General features: G+C 63.4%; 18 protein-coding genes and 2 tRNA genes. 12 read left to right on the top strand and 8 right to left on the bottom strand.

The features are described from left to right. Positions 1-4: 4 nt before the first annotated feature. Both rbsK and AB6802_RS14795 read left to right on the top strand, forming a co-directional pair. The gene (gene rbsK / locus AB6802_RS14800) at positions 5-934 is read left to right on the top strand and encodes a ribokinase (protein WP_371010851.1); all 930 of its coding nucleotides are present in this window, start codon (positions 5-7) and stop codon (positions 932-934) included. A 219-nt stretch (positions 935-1153) separates the two neighbouring features. Next, on the top strand, positions 1154-1375 hold the full coding sequence (locus AB6802_RS14795; RefSeq protein WP_371010850.1) for a hypothetical protein: 222 nt from the start codon (positions 1154-1156) through the stop codon (positions 1373-1375). 67 nt (positions 1376-1442) lie between these two features. Here AB6802_RS14795 and AB6802_RS14790 read toward each other — a convergent pair whose 3' ends face one another. Together AB6802_RS14790 and AB6802_RS14785 are read right to left on the bottom strand one after the other, a co-directional pair. Continuing rightward, a complete protein-coding gene (locus tag AB6802_RS14790) occupies positions 1443-1646 on the bottom strand; it encodes a hypothetical protein (RefSeq protein WP_371010849.1) in 204 nt (67 codons plus the stop codon). A gap of 244 nt (positions 1647-1890) precedes the next feature. After that, positions 1891-1967 (bottom strand) — tRNA-Asp (locus AB6802_RS14785). Between the two features lie 219 nt (positions 1968-2186). On the opposite strand from AB6802_RS14785, the gene AB6802_RS14780 reads away from it, so the two are divergent. The 3 genes from AB6802_RS14780 (at position 2187) to AB6802_RS14770 (ending at position 4868) form a co-directional block, all read left to right on the top strand. Beyond that, a tRNA-Val gene (locus AB6802_RS14780) sits at positions 2187-2262 on the top strand. Positions 2263-2491: 229 nt separating this feature from the next. After that, complete coding sequence (locus AB6802_RS14775; protein ID WP_371010848.1) at positions 2492-3670, top strand: M24 family metallopeptidase; 1179 nt, start codon at positions 2492-2494, stop codon at positions 3668-3670. Beyond that, positions 3657-4868: a M20 family metallopeptidase gene (locus tag AB6802_RS14770; RefSeq protein ID WP_371010847.1), complete on the top strand. Its 1212-nt coding sequence runs from the start codon at positions 3657-3659 to the stop codon at positions 4866-4868. Before AB6802_RS14775 ends, AB6802_RS14770 begins: the two co-directional genes overlap by 14 nt. On the opposite strand, the gene AB6802_RS14765 is transcribed toward AB6802_RS14770, so the two are convergent. Next, entirely contained in the window at positions 4865-6142 is a 1278-nt protein-coding gene (locus AB6802_RS14765; RefSeq protein WP_371010846.1) for a M23 family metallopeptidase, read from the bottom strand. The two genes, AB6802_RS14770 and AB6802_RS14765, sit on opposite strands and share 4 nt — an antisense overlap. A gap of 167 nt (positions 6143-6309) precedes the next feature. Continuing rightward, positions 6310-6777 carry a peroxiredoxin gene (locus AB6802_RS14760; RefSeq protein ID WP_371010845.1) on the bottom strand — a complete coding sequence of 156 codons (468 nt, stop codon included), beginning with the start codon at positions 6775-6777 and terminating at the stop codon, positions 6310-6312. A 95-nt stretch (positions 6778-6872) separates the two neighbouring features. Here AB6802_RS14760 and AB6802_RS14755 point away from each other — a divergent pair, with 95 nt between their 5' ends. Beyond that, complete coding sequence (locus AB6802_RS14755; RefSeq protein ID WP_371010844.1) at positions 6873-10292, top strand: DUF3971 domain-containing protein; 3420 nt, start codon at positions 6873-6875, stop codon at positions 10290-10292. Positions 10293-10327: 35 nt separating this feature from the next. Here the strand turns inward: AB6802_RS14755 and AB6802_RS14750 are convergent, their stop codons facing one another. Beyond that, the gene (locus tag AB6802_RS14750; RefSeq protein WP_371010843.1) at positions 10328-10945 is read right to left on the bottom strand and encodes a cation transporter; all 618 of its coding nucleotides are present in this window, start codon (positions 10943-10945) and stop codon (positions 10328-10330) included. Between the two features lie 57 nt (positions 10946-11002). Beyond that, complete coding sequence (tyrS, locus tag AB6802_RS14745) at positions 11003-12256, bottom strand: tyrosine--tRNA ligase (protein WP_371010842.1); 1254 nt, start codon at positions 12254-12256, stop codon at positions 11003-11005. Positions 12257-12547: 291 nt separating this feature from the next. Between tyrS and AB6802_RS14740 the strand changes: the two genes are divergently transcribed. Together AB6802_RS14740 and AB6802_RS14735 are read left to right on the top strand one after the other, a co-directional pair. Continuing rightward, positions 12548-14191 carry an ArnT family glycosyltransferase gene (locus tag AB6802_RS14740; protein WP_371010841.1) on the top strand — a complete coding sequence of 548 codons (1644 nt, stop codon included), beginning with the start codon at positions 12548-12550 and terminating at the stop codon, positions 14189-14191. Positions 14192-14237: 46 nt separating this feature from the next. Then, complete coding sequence (locus AB6802_RS14735) at positions 14238-15101, top strand: phosphatase PAP2 family protein (protein WP_371010840.1); 864 nt, start codon at positions 14238-14240, stop codon at positions 15099-15101. Between the two features lie 2 nt (positions 15102-15103). On the opposite strand, the gene AB6802_RS14730 is transcribed toward AB6802_RS14735, so the two are convergent. Both AB6802_RS14730 and AB6802_RS14725 read right to left on the bottom strand, forming a co-directional pair. Next, positions 15104-15760, bottom strand: coding sequence for an FMN-binding negative transcriptional regulator (locus AB6802_RS14730; protein WP_371010838.1), 657 nt, complete (start codon positions 15758-15760; stop codon positions 15104-15106). Between the two features lie 178 nt (positions 15761-15938). Next, positions 15939-16613 (bottom strand): alpha/beta hydrolase, encoded by a 675-nt coding sequence (locus tag AB6802_RS14725; RefSeq protein ID WP_371010837.1) that lies wholly within the window; start codon positions 16611-16613, stop codon positions 15939-15941. Between the two features lie 242 nt (positions 16614-16855). Between AB6802_RS14725 and AB6802_RS14720 the strand changes: the two genes are divergently transcribed. From AB6802_RS14720 to sufD, 4 genes are all read left to right on the top strand, one after another. Then, positions 16856-18016 carry a cysteine desulfurase family protein gene (locus tag AB6802_RS14720; protein ID WP_371010836.1) on the top strand — a complete coding sequence of 387 codons (1161 nt, stop codon included), beginning with the start codon at positions 16856-16858 and terminating at the stop codon, positions 18014-18016. Positions 18017-18256: 240 nt separating this feature from the next. Beyond that, positions 18257-19774 (top strand): Fe-S cluster assembly protein SufB, encoded by a 1518-nt coding sequence (gene sufB / locus AB6802_RS14715; RefSeq protein ID WP_371010835.1) that lies wholly within the window; start codon positions 18257-18259, stop codon positions 19772-19774. Between the two features lie 27 nt (positions 19775-19801). Then, positions 19802-20557 (top strand): Fe-S cluster assembly ATPase SufC, encoded by a 756-nt coding sequence (gene sufC, locus AB6802_RS14710; RefSeq protein WP_371010834.1) that lies wholly within the window; start codon positions 19802-19804, stop codon positions 20555-20557. A gap of 22 nt (positions 20558-20579) precedes the next feature. After that, entirely contained in the window at positions 20580-21851 is a 1272-nt protein-coding gene (gene sufD, locus AB6802_RS14705; protein ID WP_371010833.1) for a Fe-S cluster assembly protein SufD, read from the top strand. Positions 21852-21933: the final 82 nt, after the last annotated feature.

The raw sequence follows: 21933 nt of genomic DNA, 5'->3' as shown, positions 1-21933 counted from the left end.
GACCATGGCCATCGGAAAACCCATTGTTATCCTTGGCGTTTTCGTCGCCGACACGGCCTATCGCGCCGACCGGCAGCCACGCCTGGGCGAGACGATCCTCGGCAATTCCTTCAAGCTCGGGCCGGGCGGCAAGGGCTCGAACCAGGCGGTGGCGGCCGGCAAGCTCGGCGCCGACACCACTTTCCTGACCAGGCTCGGTGTCGATGCCTTTGCCGATATGGCCAGGCAGACTTGGAAGGGCGCGGGCGTCAAAAGCGCGGTCATCGACACGCCCGACAGTTATACCGGCGCCGCCTATATCTTCGTGGAAGAGGGCAGCGGCAACAACGCCATCATCGTCAGCCCAGGTGCCGCGATGCTGATCTCACCCGCCGACATCGAGGCGCATGCCGGCCTGATCCGCTCGGCCGGCGTCTTCGTCACCCAGCTCGAACAGCCGATCGATGCGGCTCTCAAGGCGCTTGAGATCGCGCGTGGGGCGGGGGTGATCACCATCCTCAACCCGGCGCCGGCAGCCAGCCTGCCGGATCGCATCTATACGCTATGCGACTATGTCACGCCCAACGAGACCGAGGCCGAGGGGCTGACCGGCATCAAGGTGTCGTCGCTCGAGGATGCCCGCCGCGCCGCCGATGCATTGCTGGCCAAGGGTGTCGGGGCGGTGATCGTCACGCTCGGCGAGAAGGGAGCGCTGCTGCACACGAAGGATCGCTCCGAGCATGTCGGCGCGGTCAGCGCCGGCGCGGTCGTCGAAACCACCGGCGCCGGCGACGCCTTCAATGGAGGCTTGGCGGCGGCCCTTGCCAAGGGCGTCGAGCCCCTGGAAGCGGTGCGCTTTGCCTGCGCCGTCGCCGGCATTTCGGTGACGCGTCCGGGAACAGCGCCTTCCATGCCGACGCTGCAAGAGGTCGAAGCGCTGCTGGCGCGAGCTTGAGCCGCAATTCACCCGTTCCAAGACTATCCACCGCTCGGAACGCAACCACCGGGCGTGCGTTCATTGTCTTGAACCCAGGACAATACGGCTCGGATTTTGGAGCGGTGATATGAAAAAAGCTTATGAAAAACCGATACTTACGAGGCGAGGGAAGCTGAGCGAACGCACCGCGCAGATATCGGCTTCGGGTGTCATCTTGGGCGAGTAGGAGCTGCCACCATGAGTGATCGCGGCGTTGATTTCCTGGAAAGCTGGCTTGATGAGCACCTGCCCGCGGATCTGCCCGCCGATAGGGCCACCGCCAGGGTGCTGACGACGCGCATAGCGCTTGACGCACGGCATAGCGGTCTGGAGGTCGCCGAGATCGAGGAGGCGGTTGGTTCGCTCGAAGGCGTCATCCTCGAAGCCTTGGATGAGGCGGATCCGGATGGGCCTGCATAAGTTTCGATAGCCCCTTTGAAGCCCGCCTGCATGCGCAGACGGGTTCTTTCTACTGAATCTCGGAAAGCTAAAGAATCCGGCTGGTCAGTTCCAGCATGGTCGTTGCGCCTTGCTCGCTGCCTGGCATGTGCACGACGCGCAGGACTCTCAGGTCCTTGGCTGATCCTTCGACCGGCATCGACACGCTTTCGCCGACACGCGGCAATTCCTGGAATGCCAGCTCGTCCACGTCCCTGGCATCGTCAATTGAGATACGGCATCGCACAGCCATCTGATTTCTCCCGTCTTTTTGCCCTTGGATGGAACGAGACAAGGATGGGATGGTTCCGAGAATCATGCCAGTCGACTATTTTGCCGACATGGCAGTCGCTCCGCGGCTTATGCCGAAATTGCTGGAGGTCGAGGCGTTGCCGATGCCGCAGGAGAGATCAAATTTAAATCCGGCAGGATCTGAATTGCTGTGAGCAAGACAATGTCTTTTGGACGATTTATGTCACATTTCTCCTGAGGAGAAATGGCGCGAGTGACGGGGCTCGAACCCGCGACCTCCGGCGTGACAGGCCGGCACTCTAACCAACTGAGCTACACCCGCGCATTAACGAGCACGTGTCAGCCGTGTTCGTCGTTGGGGCGGTGGATAAGGGGTTCGTTACCGGGTGTCAAGCGCGGCATTGAAGCATTTACAGCAAACAGGAGAAGGTTTTTTGACAGCCGCACCGAGGCTGGGGAAAACCGGCCGGCAGCGGCGTTGCCGGCCGTTCATTTGGTCTTGCGAATGCGATGCTAACTGCTTAAAGGTCCGCGCTCAGGCGGGCGATTAGCTCAGTTGGTAGAGCGCTTCGTTTACACCGAAGATGTCGGCGGTTCGAGCCCGTCATCGCCCACCAGTTTCCCCGATCGGTATTTGCGGCTCGACGCTCGATCGGCACGACCACGCCCATGAAAGCATAATGGAGGGCGTCGACCCCTTTCATGCGAAGGGGCCGGACATCTCATACTAGGCCCTGTCTATGAATTGTCCTGGCCGATTGTCCGGCGGCCAAAACCGCCGCAATGGTTCGCAACAGGGGTGGTAACGGCTCTTCCCCGACCAGGTCGATCCGGCAAGGAGAAAAGATGATTGAGCTGCCTTTTGCGCGCGACGAGTACCAGCAGCGGCTCGCGAAAATCCGCGCCGAGATGGCCAGGCGCGGCATCGAACTGCTGATCGTCAACGATGTCGCCAACCAGCATTACATCACCGGCTATGACGGCTGGTCGTTCTACACGCCGCAGGTGGTGCTGGTGCCGATCGAGGACGTCGAGCCGGTCTGGATCGGCCGCGCCATGGATGCGGCCGGCGGACTGCTGACGGCGTGGATGAAGCCGGAGAATGTGGTTGGCTTTCCCGAAGACCATGTCCAACGCGCCGACCGCCATCCAATGGACTGGATCGCGGCCTGGATCGTCGCCAAGGGCTGGGGCAACCGCCCTATCGGCATCGAGCTCGAAGCCTATTATTTCTCGCCGAAGGCGCATGCCCGGCTCGTCGCGGGGCTGCCCAATGCCAAATGGCACGATGCCGATCTCATCGTGAACTGGATCCGCGCGGTGAAATCGGCGCCGGAAATCGCCTATCTGCGCAAGGCATCGACATTAGCCGAAGCAGCGGTCGCGCGCGCCTTCGAAGTCATCGCGCCGGGTGTGCGCGAATGCGACGCGATTGCCGCCATCCAGGCGGCGCAGATCGCCGGCAGTCCGGATTTCGCCGGCGACATCACGGCGCTGCCGCCCACCATCCTCGGCGGCGAAAATGCCTCGGCGCCGCACATCATGTGGAGCGACAGGCGGTTCGGAAAGGACGAGACGATCGCGCTGGAGCTCGCCGGCGTCTGCCGCCGCTATGCCGCGGGGCTTGCCAGGACGATGCAGCTCGGCAAGACGCCGGCAATTGTCGCGGACACGGCGAAGGCGGTGATCGAAGGCATGGACGCGGTGCTCGATACCATACGGCCTGGAACGACCGCCGAAGCGGTCGAAGCCGCCTGGCGCAAAGTCATCCAGCGCTATGGGCTGAAAAAGGAATCGCGCATCGGCTATTCCATCGGCGTCGCCTATCCGCCGGATTGGGGCGAGCACACGATCAGCCTGCGGCCCGGCGACAAGACGGTGCTTCAGCCGGGCAATGTCGTCCATTCCATCCTGGGCATGTGGATGGACGGCTGGGGCATCGAGGTCAGCGAGACCATTCTGGTGACCGATAAGGGCAATGAGACGCTGACGAAGTTCCCGCGAGACATCCATGTCAAATCCTGACCGGCCAGCCGCGAGCGATACAGCGCTGGACATCGATGCCGGGATTCTCGATCGCATGATCGAGATCCGCCGGCATCTACATCGCCGCCCGGAGCTTTCCAACCGCGAGGCCGGCACGCAGCGTTATTTGCGGGAGGTGCTTGCACGGGAAGGTATCGCCGACATCCGCGATGTCGCCGGCTATGGCCTTGCGGTCGACATTGTCGGCACCGGCCGGCCATCGAACCGCAAGATCGCCATTCGCGCCGACATCGACGCCTTGCCGATCGAGGAGGAGTCCGGCGTCGCGTTTGCGTCGGAGAATCCGGGCGTGATGCATGCCTGCGGCCATGATGCCCATGCCGCGATGGGCTTTGCGGTCGCCGCGCATCTGCATCGCCAGCGCTACAGTTTTGGCGGGACTGTCCGCCTCATCTTCCAGCCCGCCGAGGAGGACGAGCCGTCCGGCGGCAAACGGGTGGTGGAGGAGGGGCTTCTCGACGATATCGACGCCGCGATCTGCGTTCATGTCGATCCCTATACGCCATCGGGCAAGGTCGGTGTCGGCGCCGGCCCCTACACTTTGGCCTGCGATACGTTCGATGTGGTGGTCACCGGCTCGGCGGCGCATGCGGCAAAACCTTATGAGGGCGTCGATGCGCTGACGGTGGCCTGCTCGATGGTGAGCGAGTTGCAGAAGATCGTGTCGCGCGAGACCGACCCTTACGACCCGCTGGTGATTTCGGTGACCGCCATCAATGGCGGCAGTGCCTATAATGTCACTGCCGGCAAGGTCACCCTGAAAGGCACTATCCGCAGTGGCAGCGATGCCACCCGCGACCGCGCATGGCGGCGGGTTCGCGCGGTAGCCGAAGGAATCGCCGCAAGCCATGGGGCGAGCGTCAAGGTCGACATCCACCGGGGCGAACCTGGCGTCGTCAACGATGCCGAGATGGCCGAGCTGATCATCGCCGGCGCCAGGGCCAGCATCGGCGCCGACAATGTGCTGAACTTGCCGGGGTGGAGCATTGCCGACGATTTCGCCTACTACAGCGAGAAACGCCCGTCGGTCTATTTCAGGCTCGGTATCCGGGATGAAGAGGCGGGATCGGTCTATCCGCTCCACCACGCCCGATTTCGCGTCGACGAGGCCGCCTTGAAGAACGGCGTGCTTACGTTGGTTTCGGCAGCGACGATGTTCCTGTCGGCACACCCTTAGAGATACTGCGCGACCTTCTTGCCGACGCTGAGAAAGCGCAGCGGGTCGACCGCCTCGCCATCGTGGCGCACCTCATAGTGCAGATGCGGGCCGGTCGAGCGGCCACTGCTTCCTGTCTTGCCGATAACGTCGCCGGCGGCGAGCTTCTGGCCGACAACGACGTCGATCTCGCTTAGATGGCCGTAGCGGGTGGCGAAGCCGCCACCGTGGTCGACCTCGACCATGCGGCCGTAGCCGCCAGCCCAGCCCGCTCTTGTCACGACACCGGCGGCCGTCACCTTGGCCGGCATGCCGATCGGCGCCCTGAAATCCATGCCGGTGTGCAGGGCGGCGGTGCCGAGGATCGGATCGGTGCGCACGCCGAACGGGCTGGTCACCGTATGGCCGGGGGCAGGGTTGGTCAGCGGCAGCTTGCGCGCTTCCTTCTTGACGCCGTCGAGCGTGTCGAGCGCTTCGTCCAGTTCCTTGACCTTGCTGTCGAAGATCATCGAGGGGTCGAGCGGAACCAGCGGGCCGCCGGCATCGCTCTTGCCGAATTCGCTGTCGACCGGCAGGCCGGCCGCCTCCAGCGCCTGGGTGATGGCATCGGCATTCTTGTAAGCGCTGTCGGCAAGTGTGGTGATGCGGGAAAGCTGTTGATTTTCAATGGCTTTGAGCGAGGTATTGATCGACACGAACAGCTTGTCGGCGCGGTCGGCGGCCGTCTCGCCATCGAGCGGATCGGAGCGTGTCGACCACAGCGAGAACGGCCTGGTGTCGCCAGCGCTCAGGCTAGCGACCGAATAGGTCGGCGCCTGCGAAAGGCTGCCGGTGATCTCGGCGTCGGGCTTGACCGGCGTATCGTTTGTCGCCGGCACGTCGCCGCCGACTTCATTTTCGGCGCGCTCGAGGATCGGGCCTAGCCGGCCATGGCGTTGGCTGAGCTGGGTCTGCCTGGCCAGCAATTCGCTGACCTTGGTTTCCATGAGCTGCTGGTCGAGAAGCTGGCGGCTGGTGATGCGGTCGACCTGGGCGCGAAGCGCGGAGATGCGGTCTTCATAGGCCTGCTGCATGCGCGCCTGCCTGGCTGTCGTGGCGCCGATCAAATCGTCGCGCAGGACCAGATAGGAGGTGGCGAGCAGATAACCGATGGCGACGGCGGCAAGAGCGGAGCCGATCAGCGCCGCAAGCCAGGGGCGAATGGTGAAATGCCGTATTTCATTGCCGCGGGCGATGATGACCGTATGTGGTTCCTTGCGCCTGCCGAAGACCGCTGACTGACCGGTTGGGTTCACGAGACCAAGCTTTCGTTACGACCACGAACGAGAAGCCCGATTACACATTATTAGGGTTAACAAAGTTTTGCGGTTCGCAATCTCGGCGTAATCTATTCCCGTGATGCGGGTGCCGAGTTGTGGCGACAGAGAGCGCGGTGTGACCGGAAGGCGATTGCGCCGGACGGTCAGAGCGCTCGCACCGCCTCCAGAACCTGCTCGGCATGGCCCTTGACGCGAACCTGGCGCCAGATGCGGGCGATGCGGCCATCCTTGCCGATCAGAAAGGTGGCGCGCTCGACGCCCATATATTTGCGGCCATACATGCTTTTCTCGACCCACAGATGGTAGGCCTCGATGACTTTTCGCTCTTCATCGGCAACCAGATCGACGGTGAGATCGTATTTCTTCTTGAACTTGTCGTGCTTTTTCACGCTGTCGGGCGAGAGGCCGATCACCACGGCGCCGGCCTTCTCGAGTTCGGGCCTAAGCTGCGAGAAGCCGATCGCCTCGTTGGTGCAGCTTGTGGTGTCGTCCTGCGGGTAAAAGTAGAGTACAACCGGCTTGCCCCGGAACGCGGCGAGGCTGAGCGAGCCGCCGCCGTCACGCGGAAGATCGAATTGCGGTGCTGCGTCGCCCACTTCGAGATCAGCCATATCGATGCCCTTGTTTGCGGTTACGCGCGAGAAAGCATCGATATAACGTGAAGCGGGGATTCGTCCACGACGGGTTCGTCACAACGGAATATTGCGTGGATCAGGAAGAACCGCAGCACGAGAAGATCAAGTTCAGGCGTGACGAGATCACCGACCTGGGCAGGCTTCCGTCCGCGTGCAGGGTGCCGCCGCTGGGGCGGGCAGCCGTGCGTCGCCGCTTTCGCATCCTTGGCCGCGTGTTTGCCGGGCTTTGCGCGCTGGTGCTTCTGGCGGCAGCCGGCGTCTACATCATCGGCGCGTCCGGCATCGGCACCGAACGGCTTCGCGCCGAAGCCGAGACGGCGATCGAGAAGCTCGCCGGCGTCGATGTCCAGGTCGCCGTCGGAGGGGCGCGACTGACCCTGGACGGGTCGAGCTTCGTTGCCCTGCAGGTGGACGACGTCAGCCTGAAGAGCGCCGACGGCAAGCCGATGGCAGATATGGGGCGCGTGCGCTTCGGCATGCGCCTGTTGCCGCTGCTGTCCGGCCAGGTCAGGCTGACCAGCGCCCGTTTCTCCGATGCCCACATCATGGCCGCCGCGCTGCCGTCGGGTGGCGGCGACTGGACGGCAAGACTGCGCAACGAGAACGGCCTGATCGATCCGGAAAAAGTCTCGGCAGCGATCTTTGCCGGCGTCAACCAGGCGCTGGACGCGGTGCGCGAGGATTCGATGCGCCAGGTCGAACTCAGCAATGTCGAGTTCGACCTCCCCGACAATGGATTGGCCAAGCGCGTGACCGTTACTGAAGCCAAGGTCACCCAGACAGGAACCGGCGGCATACAGCTTTCCTATGATGCCGATGTCGACGGCAGGCACGTGGTCCTGACGGGATCGGCCGCGCGCGATGCAACGGTCCGTCGCATCGCCTCGCTGGATGCCAGCCTTCAGATAGCGGATGCGGATGCGCCCGGTGGAACCTCCGCCGCGGCGAGCGCGAACAATGCAGCTCCCGCGACCGGCGGCGGCAAGCTTGGTTCGGTTGCGCTGAAGCTTTCGGGCTCGGAAGCGGCCGGTGACACGCCGTCGCAACTGACAGCCTCATTGTCGCTTGCCGGTGCGGTGCTCGACCTGGACGAGCGCGGCCTGCTGCCCGCCGATGTCGATGCCAATGCCACGCTGGTGGCAGGCTCCAACAAGATTTCGGTCGACAAGCTGCTCATCAGGAACGGCCGCTCCAGCTTCGATTTTGCCGGGTCGATCGGGCCGAAGCCGGCGGTTGCGGGGGAGGAGCCGTCTTATCGTTACGACCTGACCAGCGACGATTCCACGCTGGCGCCTTCGGACTCGCCTGAGCCTCCGCTTCCGTTCGTCGCCCGCATCGCCGGCGTCTACCAGCCCGACAGCCGCAAGCTCATTGCCGAGCAGATCGGCGTCCGGTCCGGCGGCTCGAGCGAGGTGCTGGGCGCGGCCACGCTTGCCTTCATCGACAACGGTCCTCCAGGCATATCGCTGTCGCTCAACGTCCACGACATGCCGGTTTCGCATGTCAAGCAATTGTGGCCGTGGTTCTCGGCCCGCAATGCGCGGCTCTGGGTGCTCGGCAATCTGTTCGGCGGCAATGTGAGCGACGCCAGCCTGCAGTTCCAGGTCGCGCCCGGGCGGCTGGGCAATGGCGTGCCGCTGTCCGGCGACGAGGTGTTCGGCCGCTTCCAAATCGACGGCTCGCGCTTCGACACGGCAGGCCGCATCCCGCCGATCCGCGACGCCGTCGGCGTCGTTGCCTTCCACGGCAATGATGTCGACATCAGCCTGTCTTCCGGCAGCGTCTATATGCCGAGCGGCCGCACAGTGGCGGCAAGCGGCGGCACGCTGACGATCAAGAACGCGAACCGGCCGATCGTTGTCGGCGGGCTCGAAATCGACGTCGCGGGTGAGGCGCCGGCGATCGCCGAGCTTGCCTCCTACGAGCCGATCAATGCCATGCGCCATGTCGGTTTCGCGGCCGAGGACCTGTCCGGCACGGTTACCGGCCACATCAGGGCCGACATTCCGCTGACAAAAGGCATGGATACCTCGACGCTCGATTGGCTGGTTTCGCTCGACTACAAGGACCTGTCGCTGGCCAAGCCGTTCGAGGACCAGACGGTGACAAATGCCGACGGCTCCATCACAGTCGGGCCGAAGCAGGCGGTGATCTCGGCCGATGCGAAGCTCAACGGCATTCCTGCCGAGCTCGACCTCGTCGAGCCGCTTGCCGATGACGGGCCTGCGCGCAGCCGCAAGGTGACGCTGGTGCTCGACGACAAGACCCGCAATGCCAGCATGCCCGGCCTGTCGGATTTGCTATCCGGCACCATAAAGGTGGCGATCGACAAGAGCGGCGAGGGCGCCCAGCAGGTCTCGGCGGATCTCACCAACGCCAAACTCGATATTCCCTGGGCGGGATGGAGCAAGGGCGCCGGCATTCCGGCCAAGGTTACTTTCGACATGGCGAAGTCGGGCGGCACGACCACGCTGTCGGACTTCGAACTCGACGGCAAGAGCTTTTCGGTCGACGGCGACGTGACGCTGGTCAATGGCGCGCTGTCATCGGCCCGCTTCAGCAAGGTTGCGCTCAACCGGGGCGACGACATCGCCGTCTCGGTGAAGCGCTCCGGCAAGAGCTACGCGGTCAATGTCAGCGGTTCATCACTCGACGCCCGCTCGCTCATCAAGCAGTTCACCTCGGATGTCGACACGGCGACCAAGGGCGCCGGCAGCGATGCGATTTCGGTCAGCGCCGATGTGGATTCGCTGACCGGGTTCCATGACGAGGCGCTCTCCAACCTCAAACTCGACTACAGCGCCGCCGGCTCGCGCGTGAACGGGCTCAATGTCAGCGCCACCGCCAGTTCGGGCGCCGCGATCGCGATCACCAACACCACCAACCAAGGCGGCCGTTCGCTCCGCGTGAAGTCGGCCGACGCAGGCGCCATCCTGCGTTTCCTCAACGTCTACGAGCATATGGAAGGCGGGACGATCACACTGTCCCTCTCCGGCGGCGCCGACGGACCGATGAAGGGCCAGGTCGACGCCAGCAATTTCTATGTCGTCAACGAGCCCAAGCTCGCCTCGATGGTGTCGACAACGCCGGCCGGCGACACGCGCAACCTGAACCAGGCGGTCAAGGCCAATATCGACACGTCGCGCGTGCAGTTCGAGCGCGGCTTTGCCGAGATCGACAAGGGCTCCGGCTACCTCAAACTGGCCAACGGCCTGCTGCGCGGCCCGCGCATCGGCACGACCTTCCAGGGCATACTTTACGACCAGAACAACAATATGGACATGACCGGCACATTCATGCCGGTCTATGGGCTGAACCGCATTTTCGGCGAGCTGCCGCTGTTTGGCCCGCTGCTCGGCAACGGCCGCGACCGCGGCCTGATCGGCGTCACCTACCGGCTGCGCGGCAACGCCAACAAGCCGACGCTCAACATCAATCCGCTGTCGGTGGTCGCGCCGGGCATCTTCCGCTCGATCTTCGAGTACCGGTAGACTGGTCGCACCGGACGAAGGTCTGCGTACAGTCGTTAACCTTGCGCCGCTCTGTGCTCGCCAAGTGCTGCGTGCCAGACCTCGCGCGCGGCATCGGCGTTCATGCAGGCGATGCCGATGCCGACGATAAGATCAGGCCATGCCGATTGCCATAAATAGGCCGTGACCAGTCCGACTGCGATGATCGCGACGTTGGCAATCGCGTCGTTGCGCGCGGACAGGAATGCGGCCCGGGTAAGACTTCCGCCATGCGCCCGATACCTGGCAAGCAGGATCGCGCAGAACAGATTGACTGAAAGCGCGCCAAGACCGGTGAGGCCCAGTGCAAATGGATCGGGCGGGGTCGGCGACTGGAGCTTATGTATCGCGGTCAAGATGGTTGCCAAAGCCGGGACAAGCAGGATGCCTGCAAGCGCCATTCCAATCCGCGCCCGCATTTTCAAAGACCAGGCGAGGGCGAAGAATATCAGCAGGTTGACCGAGGTATCCTCGAAGAAATCGATACTGTCGGCAAATAGCGAAACCGAGCCGATGCGGAGCGCGATCGCGAATTCAACGACGCCGTAGGCAAGATTGAGAAGCGCTACGGCAAACACGGTTCGGCGAAGGCCATTTCCGCCAAAAACAGGATCTTTGTCATAGTTGGGCGCCATACAGAACCCTCGAAAACAGTTGAGACGCCTGCCGTCGACCGATGCCATCCGATTTGGTCAGCTCGGCCGCACCAGCACGTGCTTCTTCTTGCCAACCGAAAGCTTCACGACGCCTTCCGGACCGAGGTCCTGAAGCGTCACGACGCGCCGGTCGTCGGTCAGCGGCTGGTCGTTGACGCGCACGGCGCCGCCCTGGATATGGCGGCGCGCTTCGCCATTCGAGCCCGCCAGCCCGGCGCTGACAAGCAGCGACAGGATGCCGACGCCGGCCTTGAGCTCGGATTTTGCCACCTCGACGCTGGGCAGCGTGTCGGCGAGCGCGCCTTCCTCGAAGGTCTTGCGGGCCGTCTCGCTCGCGGTTTCCGCCGCCGCGCGGCCGTGCAGCATGGCGGTGATCTCGGTGGCCAGGATCTTCTTGGCCTCGTTGATCTCCGAGCCGCCAAGCGCCGCGAGCCGGGCCACCTCGTCGAGCGGCATCGTCGTATAAAGCTTGAGGAAGCGGCCGACGTCGGCGTCCTCGGTGTTGCGCCAGTATTGCCAGAATTCATAGGGCGAGAGCATGTCGCCATCGAGCCAGACCGCGCCCGATGCGGATTTGCCCATCTTGGCGCCGGACGAGGTGGTGAGCAGTGGCGTGGTCATGGCAAAGAGCTGCACGCCTTCCATGCGATGGCCGAGATCGATGCCGTTGACGATGTTGCCCCATTGGTCTGAACCGCCCATCTGCAGCCGGCAGCCGACGCGTTTGTAGAGCTCGACGAAGTCGTAGGCCTGCAGGATCATGTAGTTGAATTCGAGGAACGACAGCGATTGCTCGCGGTCGAGCCTCAGCTTGACGCTATCGAAGGCGAGCATGCGGTTGACGGAAAAATGGCGGCCGACGTCGCGCAGGAAGTTGACGTAGTTGATCTCCATCAGCCAATCGGCGTTGTTGACCATCACCGCATCGCCGGCGCCGCTGCCGAACTTCAGGTAAGGCGCGAAATTGCGGCGGATGCCGACGAGATTGTCGTCGATGTCCTGCGGGGTTAGCAGCTTGCGTGCCTCGTCCTTGAAGGACGGATCGCCGATCATCGAGGTGCCGCCGCCCATCAGCGCGATCGGCCGGTGGCCGGTCTGCTGCAGCCAGTGCAGCATCATGATCTGGATCAGCGACCCGGCATGCAGACTCCGGGCGGTGGCGTCGAAGCCGATATAGGCGCTCACCGTCTCCTTGGCGAAAAGCTGGTCGAGGCCGGATTCATCGGAAATCTGGTGGATGAAGCCGCGCTCGCTCATGACGCGCAGGAAATCGGATTTGAAGGCAGACATTTTTTCTTCCTGGAGATCGCCGGGCACTCGGCCAAGCCGATATGAAGGCGCGCGTTTAGCATCCAAGCGGCCGAAGCAAAAGTGGTTTCCGGTTTTGCGGCCGATTGGGCGCGACGCCCGCGCGTCCTTGCTTCGCCCTTTTTGCTGGCGTAATGAGGCGCCGCTCCAATTTCAGAGATGGAGCATGATGTTGTCCGAAAACCGCTTCACACTTCTCGGCATCATGCTCTAGACCAAGCGCCAGAACACCGCGACGGGGCCATCCCGCAGACAGATCGGACAGCTCCCGCGATGAACAGGAACTACCTCTTCCTCTTTCTGTTCAGCATCGTCATGACCGTCAGCGGGCTGGCCAGCCTGCCGCCGGTCGACCGCGACGAATCCCGCTTCGTACAGGCGACCAAGCAGATGGTCGAGACCGGCGATTATGTCGACATCCGCCTGCAGGACGTCACGCGCTACAAGAAACCGATCGGCATTTACTGGCTGCAGTCGGCGGCCGTGGCGCTGAGCGGCGAGGGTGCGCAGGCGCCGATCTGGGTCTATCGCCTGGTCTCCATGCTTGGCATCGGGCTCGCCGTCGTCGGCATCGGCTGGACCGGGACGAAACTCTTCGGCGCCAATGCCGGCCTTGCCGCCGGCCTGATGATGGCGGCGATCTTCGCCACCGCCTTCGAAGGGCGCGACGCCAAGACCGACGCCATGCTTCTTGCCTGTTGCGTGATGGCGCAAGGCGCGCTGGCGCAGGTCTACCTGGCGGCGCGGCGCAACGAACCGGTTCCCGGCCATCTGCCGTGGATCTTCTGGATCGCGCAAGGGCTCGGAATCCTCATCAAGGGGCCGGTCGCACCGCTGTTGTCGCTGCTCACGGCGGCAGCGTTGATTGCCTTCGACCGCGAGTGGCGCTGGCTTCTCAAGATGAAGCTGGTGCGCGGCGTCGCTATTGTGCTTGCGATCGTGCTGCCCTGGCTCATCCTCATCACCTGGAAGAGCGGCGGCGCCTTTTTCCAGGAAGCGGTCGGCAAGGACATGCTGAACAAGGTGGCGCAAGGCGAGGAATCGCACGGCCTGCCGCCCGGCTTCTACATGCTGACCTATTCGCTGTTCATGTGGCCGTTCGGCCTGATCGCGGTCGGTGCTGGACTGCAGGCCATCAACCGGTTCTGGGACGATCCGCGCCTGCGCTTCTGCCTGGCCTGGTACATTCCGTTCTGGCTGGTCTTCGAGGCGATCCCGACCAAGCTGCCGCACTACGTCATGCCGGCCTATCCGGGCATGGCGTTGCTGATCGGCTGGCTGCTGACCTTGCCGGTCGACCAGGCCAACGCGCCGCTGAAACGCTGGCAGAGCTGGCTGTGGTGGGCGACCGCCTTCGGCCTTGGCGTTGTGGCGATCGGCCTTGCCGTGGTCTGCGTCGGCTTGCCGCTCTATCTGACAAAGACGTTTTCCTGGTGGAGCATTCCGGCGGCGATCGCCGCTTTGGTCACCGGGTATCTGGCTTTCCCGCGCCAATTGCAGGTGTCACTTCCGCGTATCGCCGCGATCGCTGTCGGCGCCGGCATCACCTTCAGCCTGTTGTTCGGGGTGATTGCGCCATCGCTGAAGCCGATCTGGCTGAGCCCGGCGATCAAGGCCGCGGTCGACGCCAATCGTCTGTGCGACACCACCGTGCTTGCCTCGGCAAAATACCAGGAGCCGAGCCTGGTGTTCCTGGTCGGCACCAAGACCGTGCTTACCGATGTCGACGGCGTGGCGCGGCATCTTTTGGCCGATCCGTCCTGCGCGCTTGGGCTGGCGCCGATCAAGGACGAGCAGAAGCTTACCGGCGCGCTGGCCGCGCAGGGCAAGGCGGCGCAGCGCCTGACCGAGATCGACGGCATCAACTATTCGTCAGGAGACAAGCTCTCGCTCGGCCTTTATCGGGTGGCGCCGTGACCGATAGCCTCGGGCGTCGAATGCCCTATAAGCTTGCTTCCCAGCCATGTCCGTAGCGCCCTTTGCCCTTTATCGCCGCTCGCTCGGCAATTTCACCGACACGATGCGGATCGTGCAGCGGCGCTTTGCCGTGCGGCCGGCGCGCTATCCGAGGATTTTGTGGACCGTCTGGGGGCTTGCCTGGGCGCTGCTGACCGTGGCTGTCTTCCTGCGCCTCGACACCAGAGCGGGCGAGATGCGAGGCGAATGGTCCCCGGGTTTCGTGCGTTTCACCGACTTCTTCACGCAGTTCGGGCTTGGGGGCTGGTATCTCATTCCGGCGGCGTTTTGCCTTGTCGTCGCCAACCTGACGGATTGGCGCGGCCTGTCGCGGGATGGCCGGATGCTCGTCTACAACTGGACGTGTTTCGCCTTCTTCGTGCTGTGCGCGGTTGGCCTTTCGGGCCTTGTCGTCAATCTGGTCAAATACGGCATCGGCCGGGCGCGGCCGCTCTATTTCGACAAGTTTGGCGTGCTGTCACTGCATCCGTTCGCCATGGATGCGCGCTTTGCCGGCTTTCCATCCGGCCACGCCACGACAATGGGCGCAGTCTTCGGCATCCTGCTCTTGCTGTTCCCGCGGCGCTGGACCATCGCGCTGATTGTCACAGCCTGCATCGCCTCGACACGCGTTTTCGTCGGCGCCCACTATCCGAGCGACACGTTCGCGGGCTTTGGCCTGGGGCTGGCCTTTGCCATCCTCTCAGGATTGGTCTTTGCGCGGCTTGGTTTCATCTTCGAGCAGAACCAGCCGAAACTCCCGGTGCGCAAGAAAACGTTCCGGCTCGGCTGGTCCGATCCGCCCAATGTCAGGATTTCGATGGCCAGGCAGGCCCGTGCGGCCGAAGAGACGACGCCGGACAAGCCGTAGGATTAGTTGCCGTCGAGGCCGCCCCAGGCGCGCACCAAGCCGGCCATATCAGGCGCCGCCGGATTGGAGGCTTCGCCTTGCAGGCCTTCGGCGACGCCGACGCGGTCGGCGACCGGCCGGTTCTGGCTGACTTTCCATTTGCCTTCGATGCTGGTGACAGTGATCTCCAGCCCGACAATGCCTTTGATCTGCGACTGGATGTAGGTAGGCGGCGCATCGGTGACCGCCCAGGGTGCCGAGCGGTTGCCTTCCTGGGAGACCGTCAGCTCGGTGATCTGCTGCGCGATCCATTCGCCGTCCTCGATCACCCGGACCGTGCCGCGCACCTGGACGATGGCGTAATTCCAGGTCGGCACGACCTTGCCGGTCTCGCGCTTGGTCTCGTACCAGGACGGCGTCACATAGGCGTCCGCGCCCTGGAACACGACCAGCACCGGCGACGCCGGATTGTCTGCCAGAAGCTTCCATTGCGGGTTGGCCTTGGCCAGATGGGCGCGCAGGCGGCCGTTGGGCGCGATGTCGGCATCGAGCAGGAACGGAATGGCGTTGGCAACCGGCCCATCGACGCCGTTGGAAATCAGCAGTCCAAGCGGATGCGTCCGGATCAGGCCATGCAGCACTTCAGGCCGCGTTTCCTTGAAATGGGGCGGTTGGTACATGGTCGTTCACGCCTTTCGGGCATGCCTTCCTCGGCTCTCAGAACCGGCATTGTGCACCGTACAGGCTAGCCGCGCTACATGTCAGGCTGGCTGTGCCATATGGCTCAGCGGAAACGGTTTTCTGGCATGCCGAAGGTATGCCGATGGAGGGCCGCTGCGCGGTCTTCCATCGATTGTGTCAGCGCAGCCGCTTGGGCCGCGGATCGGCGAGCTCACCGGCCAGGCGCCGGTCGAGATAGTCGGAACATTCCTGGATCAGCAGCTCGGAATCGTTGGCGAAGAAATGGTTGGCGCCGGGCAGCGTCTTCTGGGTGATGGTGATGCCCTTCTGGGTGTGCAGCTTGTCGACCAGCCCTTGTACGTCCTTGGGCGGCGCCACCTTGTCGGCATCGCCATGGATGATGAGGCCGGACGACGGGCAGGGCGCCAGGAACGAGAAGTCGTAAGTGTTGGGCTGCGGCGCCACCGAGATGAAGCCTTCGATCTCAGGCCGGCGCATCAGAAGCTGCATGCCGATCCACGAGCCGAACGAATAGCCGGCGACCCAGCAGCTCTTGGAATCCGGATGCAGCGACTGCACCCAGTCGAGTGCGGCGGCCGCATCCGACAATTCGCCGGTGCCGTGGTCGAATTCGCCCTGGCTGCGGCCGATGCCACGGAAATTGAAGCGCAGCGTGGTGAAATCCCGCTTCTGGAACATGTAGAAGAGGTCGTAGACGATCTTGTTGTTCATCGTGCCGCCGAATTGCGGGTGCGGATGCAGCACGATGGCGATCGGGGCGCTCTTTTCCTTCGAGGGCTGGTAGCGACCCTCCAGGCGACCGGCCGGACCGGCAAAAATGACCTCAGGCATAAAATACTCCACGTAGCATACGAGTGCGCTCGCCCGCGACTTCCTTGGGCTCTGCGGCCTTGACGCCGGGCAAGCGTCTTCCTAGAAGCTAGTTTAGAATTGTTCAAAACTGGGTGGCCGGAACCCAATGGTCCGGACGCCCGCGCCGCAAGCCGGGTAAATAGGACGGCTTGCCTTGCAATTTCAAGGAAATAACGCGCTATCCTCGCGGGATAGTTGGCGGAAGGACGAACTGAGCGAAAATGGCCGCAACCCGCGCCTATCTCGACTACAACGCCAGCGCGCCGCTTATTGCGGAAGCGCGGACGGCGATGGTCGCTGCGCTCGACGCCGCCAATCCATCCTCGGTGCATGTCGAAGGCCGCGCGGCGCGGCGGCTGGTCGAGGAAGCGCGCCGCGATGTGGCGCGGCTGGTCAACGCCAAGCCTGAGCACGTCGTCTTCACCTCCGGCGCCACCGAGGCCGCCTCGACGCTGCTGACGCCCGACTGGCGGATGGGACGCGGCGCCGTGCGCATGAGCCACCTTTACGTTTGCGAAGCCGACCATCCCTGCATTTTGAGCGGTGGACGGTTTGCGGCCGCTCAGATGACGAAGATCGGTGTCGACCGGAATGGCATTGTGGACCTCGACGCGCTTTCAGCCGCGCTTGCCTCGCATGACAAGGCCGCCGGCTTGCCGCTGGTTGCGATCCACGCCGCCAACAACGAGACCGGCGTCATCCAGCCGATCGAACGTATTGCGGCGATCGTCAAGGCCGCGGGCGGGGTGCTGGTCGTCGACGCCGTGCAGGCGGCGGGCCGGGTTGCGCTCGATATGTCAGTTCCTTATGCGGACTATCTGATCCTGTCCTCGCACAAGATCGGCGGTCCGAAGGGCGTCGGCGCGATCGTCGCCGCGTCCGACCTGATGATGCCGAAGCCGCTGGTCCATGGCGGTGGCCAGGAGAAGGGCCATCGCGCCGGCACTGAAAACATCGCCGGCATTGCCGGCTTCGGCGCCGCCGCGCGCGTTGCACTGGCCGGTCTTGGCGATGTCGACGCGATCGCACGACGTCGCGATGAGATCGAGGCGATGGTGCGCGAGCTCGTGCCGGACGCGGAAATCTTCGGAAATGGCGCTCCGAGGCTTGCCAATACGACATTCTTCGCTATTCCCGGCGTCAAGGCCGAGACGGCGCAGATCGCTTTCGATCTTGCCGGCGTCGCCTTGTCGGCTGGCTCGGCCTGCTCGTCGGGAAAAGTCGGGCCAAGCCATGTGCTGAAAGCGATGGGCTATGGCGACAGTCTTGGCGCCCTGCGCGTGTCGATCGGTCGCTCGACCGCTGCCGACGACATCGCGACGTTCAAGGCCGCGCTGGCGGGCATTGCCGGCCGCAGGGCCGGCAAGGAACAAGCTGCCTGAAGGGCGGCAGGGCATTGGAAGCGAGAATTGCCTCATGGTTCTCGCATATCCGCTGCCCGAAGATGAATTCAGGCCAGCTGGCCTGGTAGAGCCGTGCGTTTCGCGCTGGCCGGGTGAATTTCCGGTTGGAACGCACTATATGGAACTTACGCCGCTTCGGGCGCTTCGGCGCTCGGTTGAAAGCGATGCCATAGTTTGAAAACTGCCGGGCCTTGAACCCGGCGTGGATGGAGAACGCTGATGCCTGCTGTGCAGGAGACGATCGATCGGGTTCGAAAGATCGACGTCGACCAGTATAAATACGGATTCCAGACAGAGATCGCGATGGACAAGGCCCCCAAGGGCCTGAGCGAAGACATCATTCGCTTCATCTCGGCCAAGAAGGACGAGCCGTCCTGGATGCTGGAATGGCGTCTGGAAGCCTACCGGCGCTGGCTGACGCTGGAAGAGCCGAATTGGGCGCGCGTCCATTATCCGAAGATCGATTTTCAGGACATCTACTATTACGCGGCGCCGAAGAGCACGCCCGGCCCGACGTCGCTGAGTGATGTCGATCCCGAACTGCTCAAGGTCTACGAGAAACTCGGCATTCCGCTGCGCGAGCAGGAAATCCTCGCCGGCGTGCAGAAGACCGACGTGTCCGAGTTCGAGGAAGCCAGCGACAATGTCTACAAGTCGGGCCGCGTCGCCGTCGATGCGGTGTTCGATTCCGTCTCCGTCGTCACCACCTTCAAGAAGGAGCTGGCGCAAGCCGGCGTCATCTTCTGCTCGATCTCGGAAGCGATCCGCGAGCATTCGGAGCTGGTGCAGAAATATCTGGGTTCGGTCGTGCCGACCTCGGACAATTTCTACGCGACGCTGAATTCGGCGGTGTTCACCGACGGTTCGTTCGTCTTCGTGCCGAAGGGCGTGCGCTGCCCGATGGAGCTGTCGACCTATTTCCGCATGAACGAGAAGAACACCGGCCAGTTCGAGCGCACACTGATCATCGCCGAGGAGGGGGCTTACGTCTCCTATCTCGAAGGCTGCACAGCGCCGCAGCGCGACGAGAACCAGTTGCATGCGGCTGTCGTTGAGCTGGTCGCGCTCGACGATGCCGAGATCAAATATTCGACGGTGCAGAACTGGTATCCGGGCGACGCCGAGGGCAAGGGCGGCATCTATAATTTCGTCACCAAGCGCGGCGACTGCCGCGGCGACCGCTCGAAGATTTCGTGGACGCAGGTCGAGACCGGCTCGGCGATCACCTGGAAGTACCCGAGCTGCATCCTGCGCGGCGACGATTCGCAGGGCGAGTTCTATTCGATCGCCGTGTCGAACGGTTATCAGCAGGTCGATAGCGGCACCAAGATGATCCATCTCGGCAAGAACACGTCGAGCCGCATCATCTCCAAGGGCATCGCCGCCGGTTTCTCGCAGAACACCTATCGCGGCCAGGTCTCGGCGCATCGCAAGGCGACCAACGCGCGCAATTTCACCAATTGCGACTCGCTCCTGATCGGCGACCAGTGCGGCGCGCACACCGTGCCTTACATGGAAGCCAAGAACTCGACGGCGCAGTTCGAGCACGAAGCGACGACGTCGAAGATTTCCGAGGACCAGAAGTTCTATGTCATGCAGCGCGGCATCCCCGAAGAAGAGGCGATCGCGCTGATCGTCAACGGCTTCGTCAAGGACGTCATCCAGCAGCTGCCGATGGAGTTCGCCGTCGAAGCGCAGAAGCTGATCGGCATCTCGCTTGAGGGCTCGGTCGGCTGACCGGAAAGATATTCAGGAAAGAAAAGAATGCTTGAGATAAAGAACCTTCACGCCCGCATCGTCGATGATGGCACCGAGATCATCCGCGGCTTGAACCTGACCGTGCAAGACGGCGAGGTCGCCGCGATCATGGGCCCCAACGGCTCTGGCAAGTCGACGCTGTCCTATATCCTGGCCGGCCGCGAGGATTACGAAGTGACCGAGGGCGACATCCTCTACAACGGCCAGTCGATCCTCGAAATGGATCCGGCCGAGCGCGCCACTGCCGGTATCTTCCTCGCCTTCCAGTACCCGATGGAGATACCGGGCGTGGCGACCATGGAATTCCTCAAAGTGGCGATGAACGAGCAGCGCAAGGCGCGCGGCGAGGAGCCGCTGAAGATCCCGGAATTTTTGAAGCGGGTGAAGGAAGCCGCCGCCTCGCTCAGCATGGACATGGCGATGCTGAAGCGGCCGCTCAATGTCGGTTTCTCCGGCGGCGAGAAGAAGCGCGCCGAGATCCTGCAGATGAAGCTGCTTGAGCCGAAACTGTGCGTGCTCGACGAGACCGATTCCGGCCTCGACATCGACGCGCTGAAGATCGTCTCGGATGGCGTCAACGCGCTGCGCTCGCCGGAGCGCTCCATCGTCGTCATCACCCACTACCAGCGCCTGCTGGAGCACATCGTGCCCGACAGCGTGCACGTGCTGTACAAAGGCCAGGTCATCAAGTCGGGCGACAAGTCGCTGGCGCTCGACCTCGAGGCCAATGGCTATGCCGGCGTGATCGGCGAAGCCGCCTGAGATGGCAGTCGAGGCAAGAGCCATGAACATGCATGCACAGCCCCAGCGGACCTTGGCCGAGACGGCGCTGATCGACGCGTTCGGCGAGCGCTTGTCGCTGCTGCCGGGCGACGGCGCGGTGATGATCAAGCGCGACGACGCGATCGAGGCGATCAAGCACGGCCTGCCGACGCGCCGCGTCGAATCCTGGCACTATACGGATCTGCGCCGCCTGCTGACGTCGGTGCCGGGTTTCGAGGCCGATGCTGTCGCGAAGGCACTGGCTCCGATCCTGGACGGTTCAGCCGTCCTGCCGGTGCTGAACGGCGTGTCGCAGACAAAACTGCCGCAGGTCGAAGGCGTTGCCGTGCAGCGCCTCTCGGAAAAGCTCACCGACGGCAGCGTGGCGCCGGGGCTCGACCCCTACGGTTCCGACGATGCGATCGGCGCGCTCAACACGGCCTTCGTCGCTGACGGCTATTTCGTCGAGATCGCCGATGGCACCGAGCTGGAAAAGCCGATCGAGCTGCAGAATTTGCAGGCTGGTGGTCAGGCGCATGTGCGGCTGCTGACCAAGGTCGGCGCCGGCGCCAAGGCGATCATCGTCGAGCGGCAAACGGGCGAGGGCAGCGATGCGCTGGTCAGTTCCGTCAGCCAGCTTGTGCTCGACGAGGGCGCTGAGGTGACCTGGCTGATCGTGCAGGAGCAGCCGGAGACGGCCACGCACCTTGCGCAGTTCAAGGCGCATATCGGCAAGGACGCGAAGCTGACGCTGTTCGTGATGAATGCCGGAGGCAGACTGGTGCGCCAGGAGATCGTGGTCAAGACGACAGGGGAAGGCGCCGACTTCCAGCTGCGCGGCATCAATCTTTTGGCCGGCGACACCCATACCGACACCACCATGGTGCTCGACCATGCCGTGCCGCACACGACCTCGACGGAAGTGATCCGCAATGTCGTGACCGGCAAGGCGCGCGGCGTCTTCCAGGGCCGCATCAACGTGCATCAGTACGCGCAGAAGACCAACGCCAAGATGGCCTGCAATACTCTGCTCCTGTCGGACGACGGCGAGTTCTCGACCAAGCCGGAGCTGGAAATCTTCGCCGACGACGTCGTTTGCGGCCATGGCGCGACCGTCACCGAGATCGACCACAACCATCTCTTCTACCTGATGGCGCGCGGCATCGACGAGAAGAGCGCGCGCGGCCTTCTTGTGAAGGCTTTTGTCGCCGAGGTGATCGAGGAACTGGACGACGAGGCATTGGTCGAAGCGCTGGAAGCCCGCCTCGACGGCTGGTTTTTGACGCACGGGTAGCGCCTTCCTTCTCCCCGTTCACGGGGAGAAGGTGGCCCGAAGGGCCGGATGAGGGGTGCGTGACAGAGTGAGGCTTTGCCTC

Source organism: Mesorhizobium sp. RCC_202 (genome assembly GCF_041355295.1).
In the GTDB taxonomy this organism is placed as follows: Bacteria; Pseudomonadota; Alphaproteobacteria; order Rhizobiales; family Rhizobiaceae; genus Mesorhizobium.
This window is presented reverse-complemented; position numbering and strand designations above follow the sequence as displayed.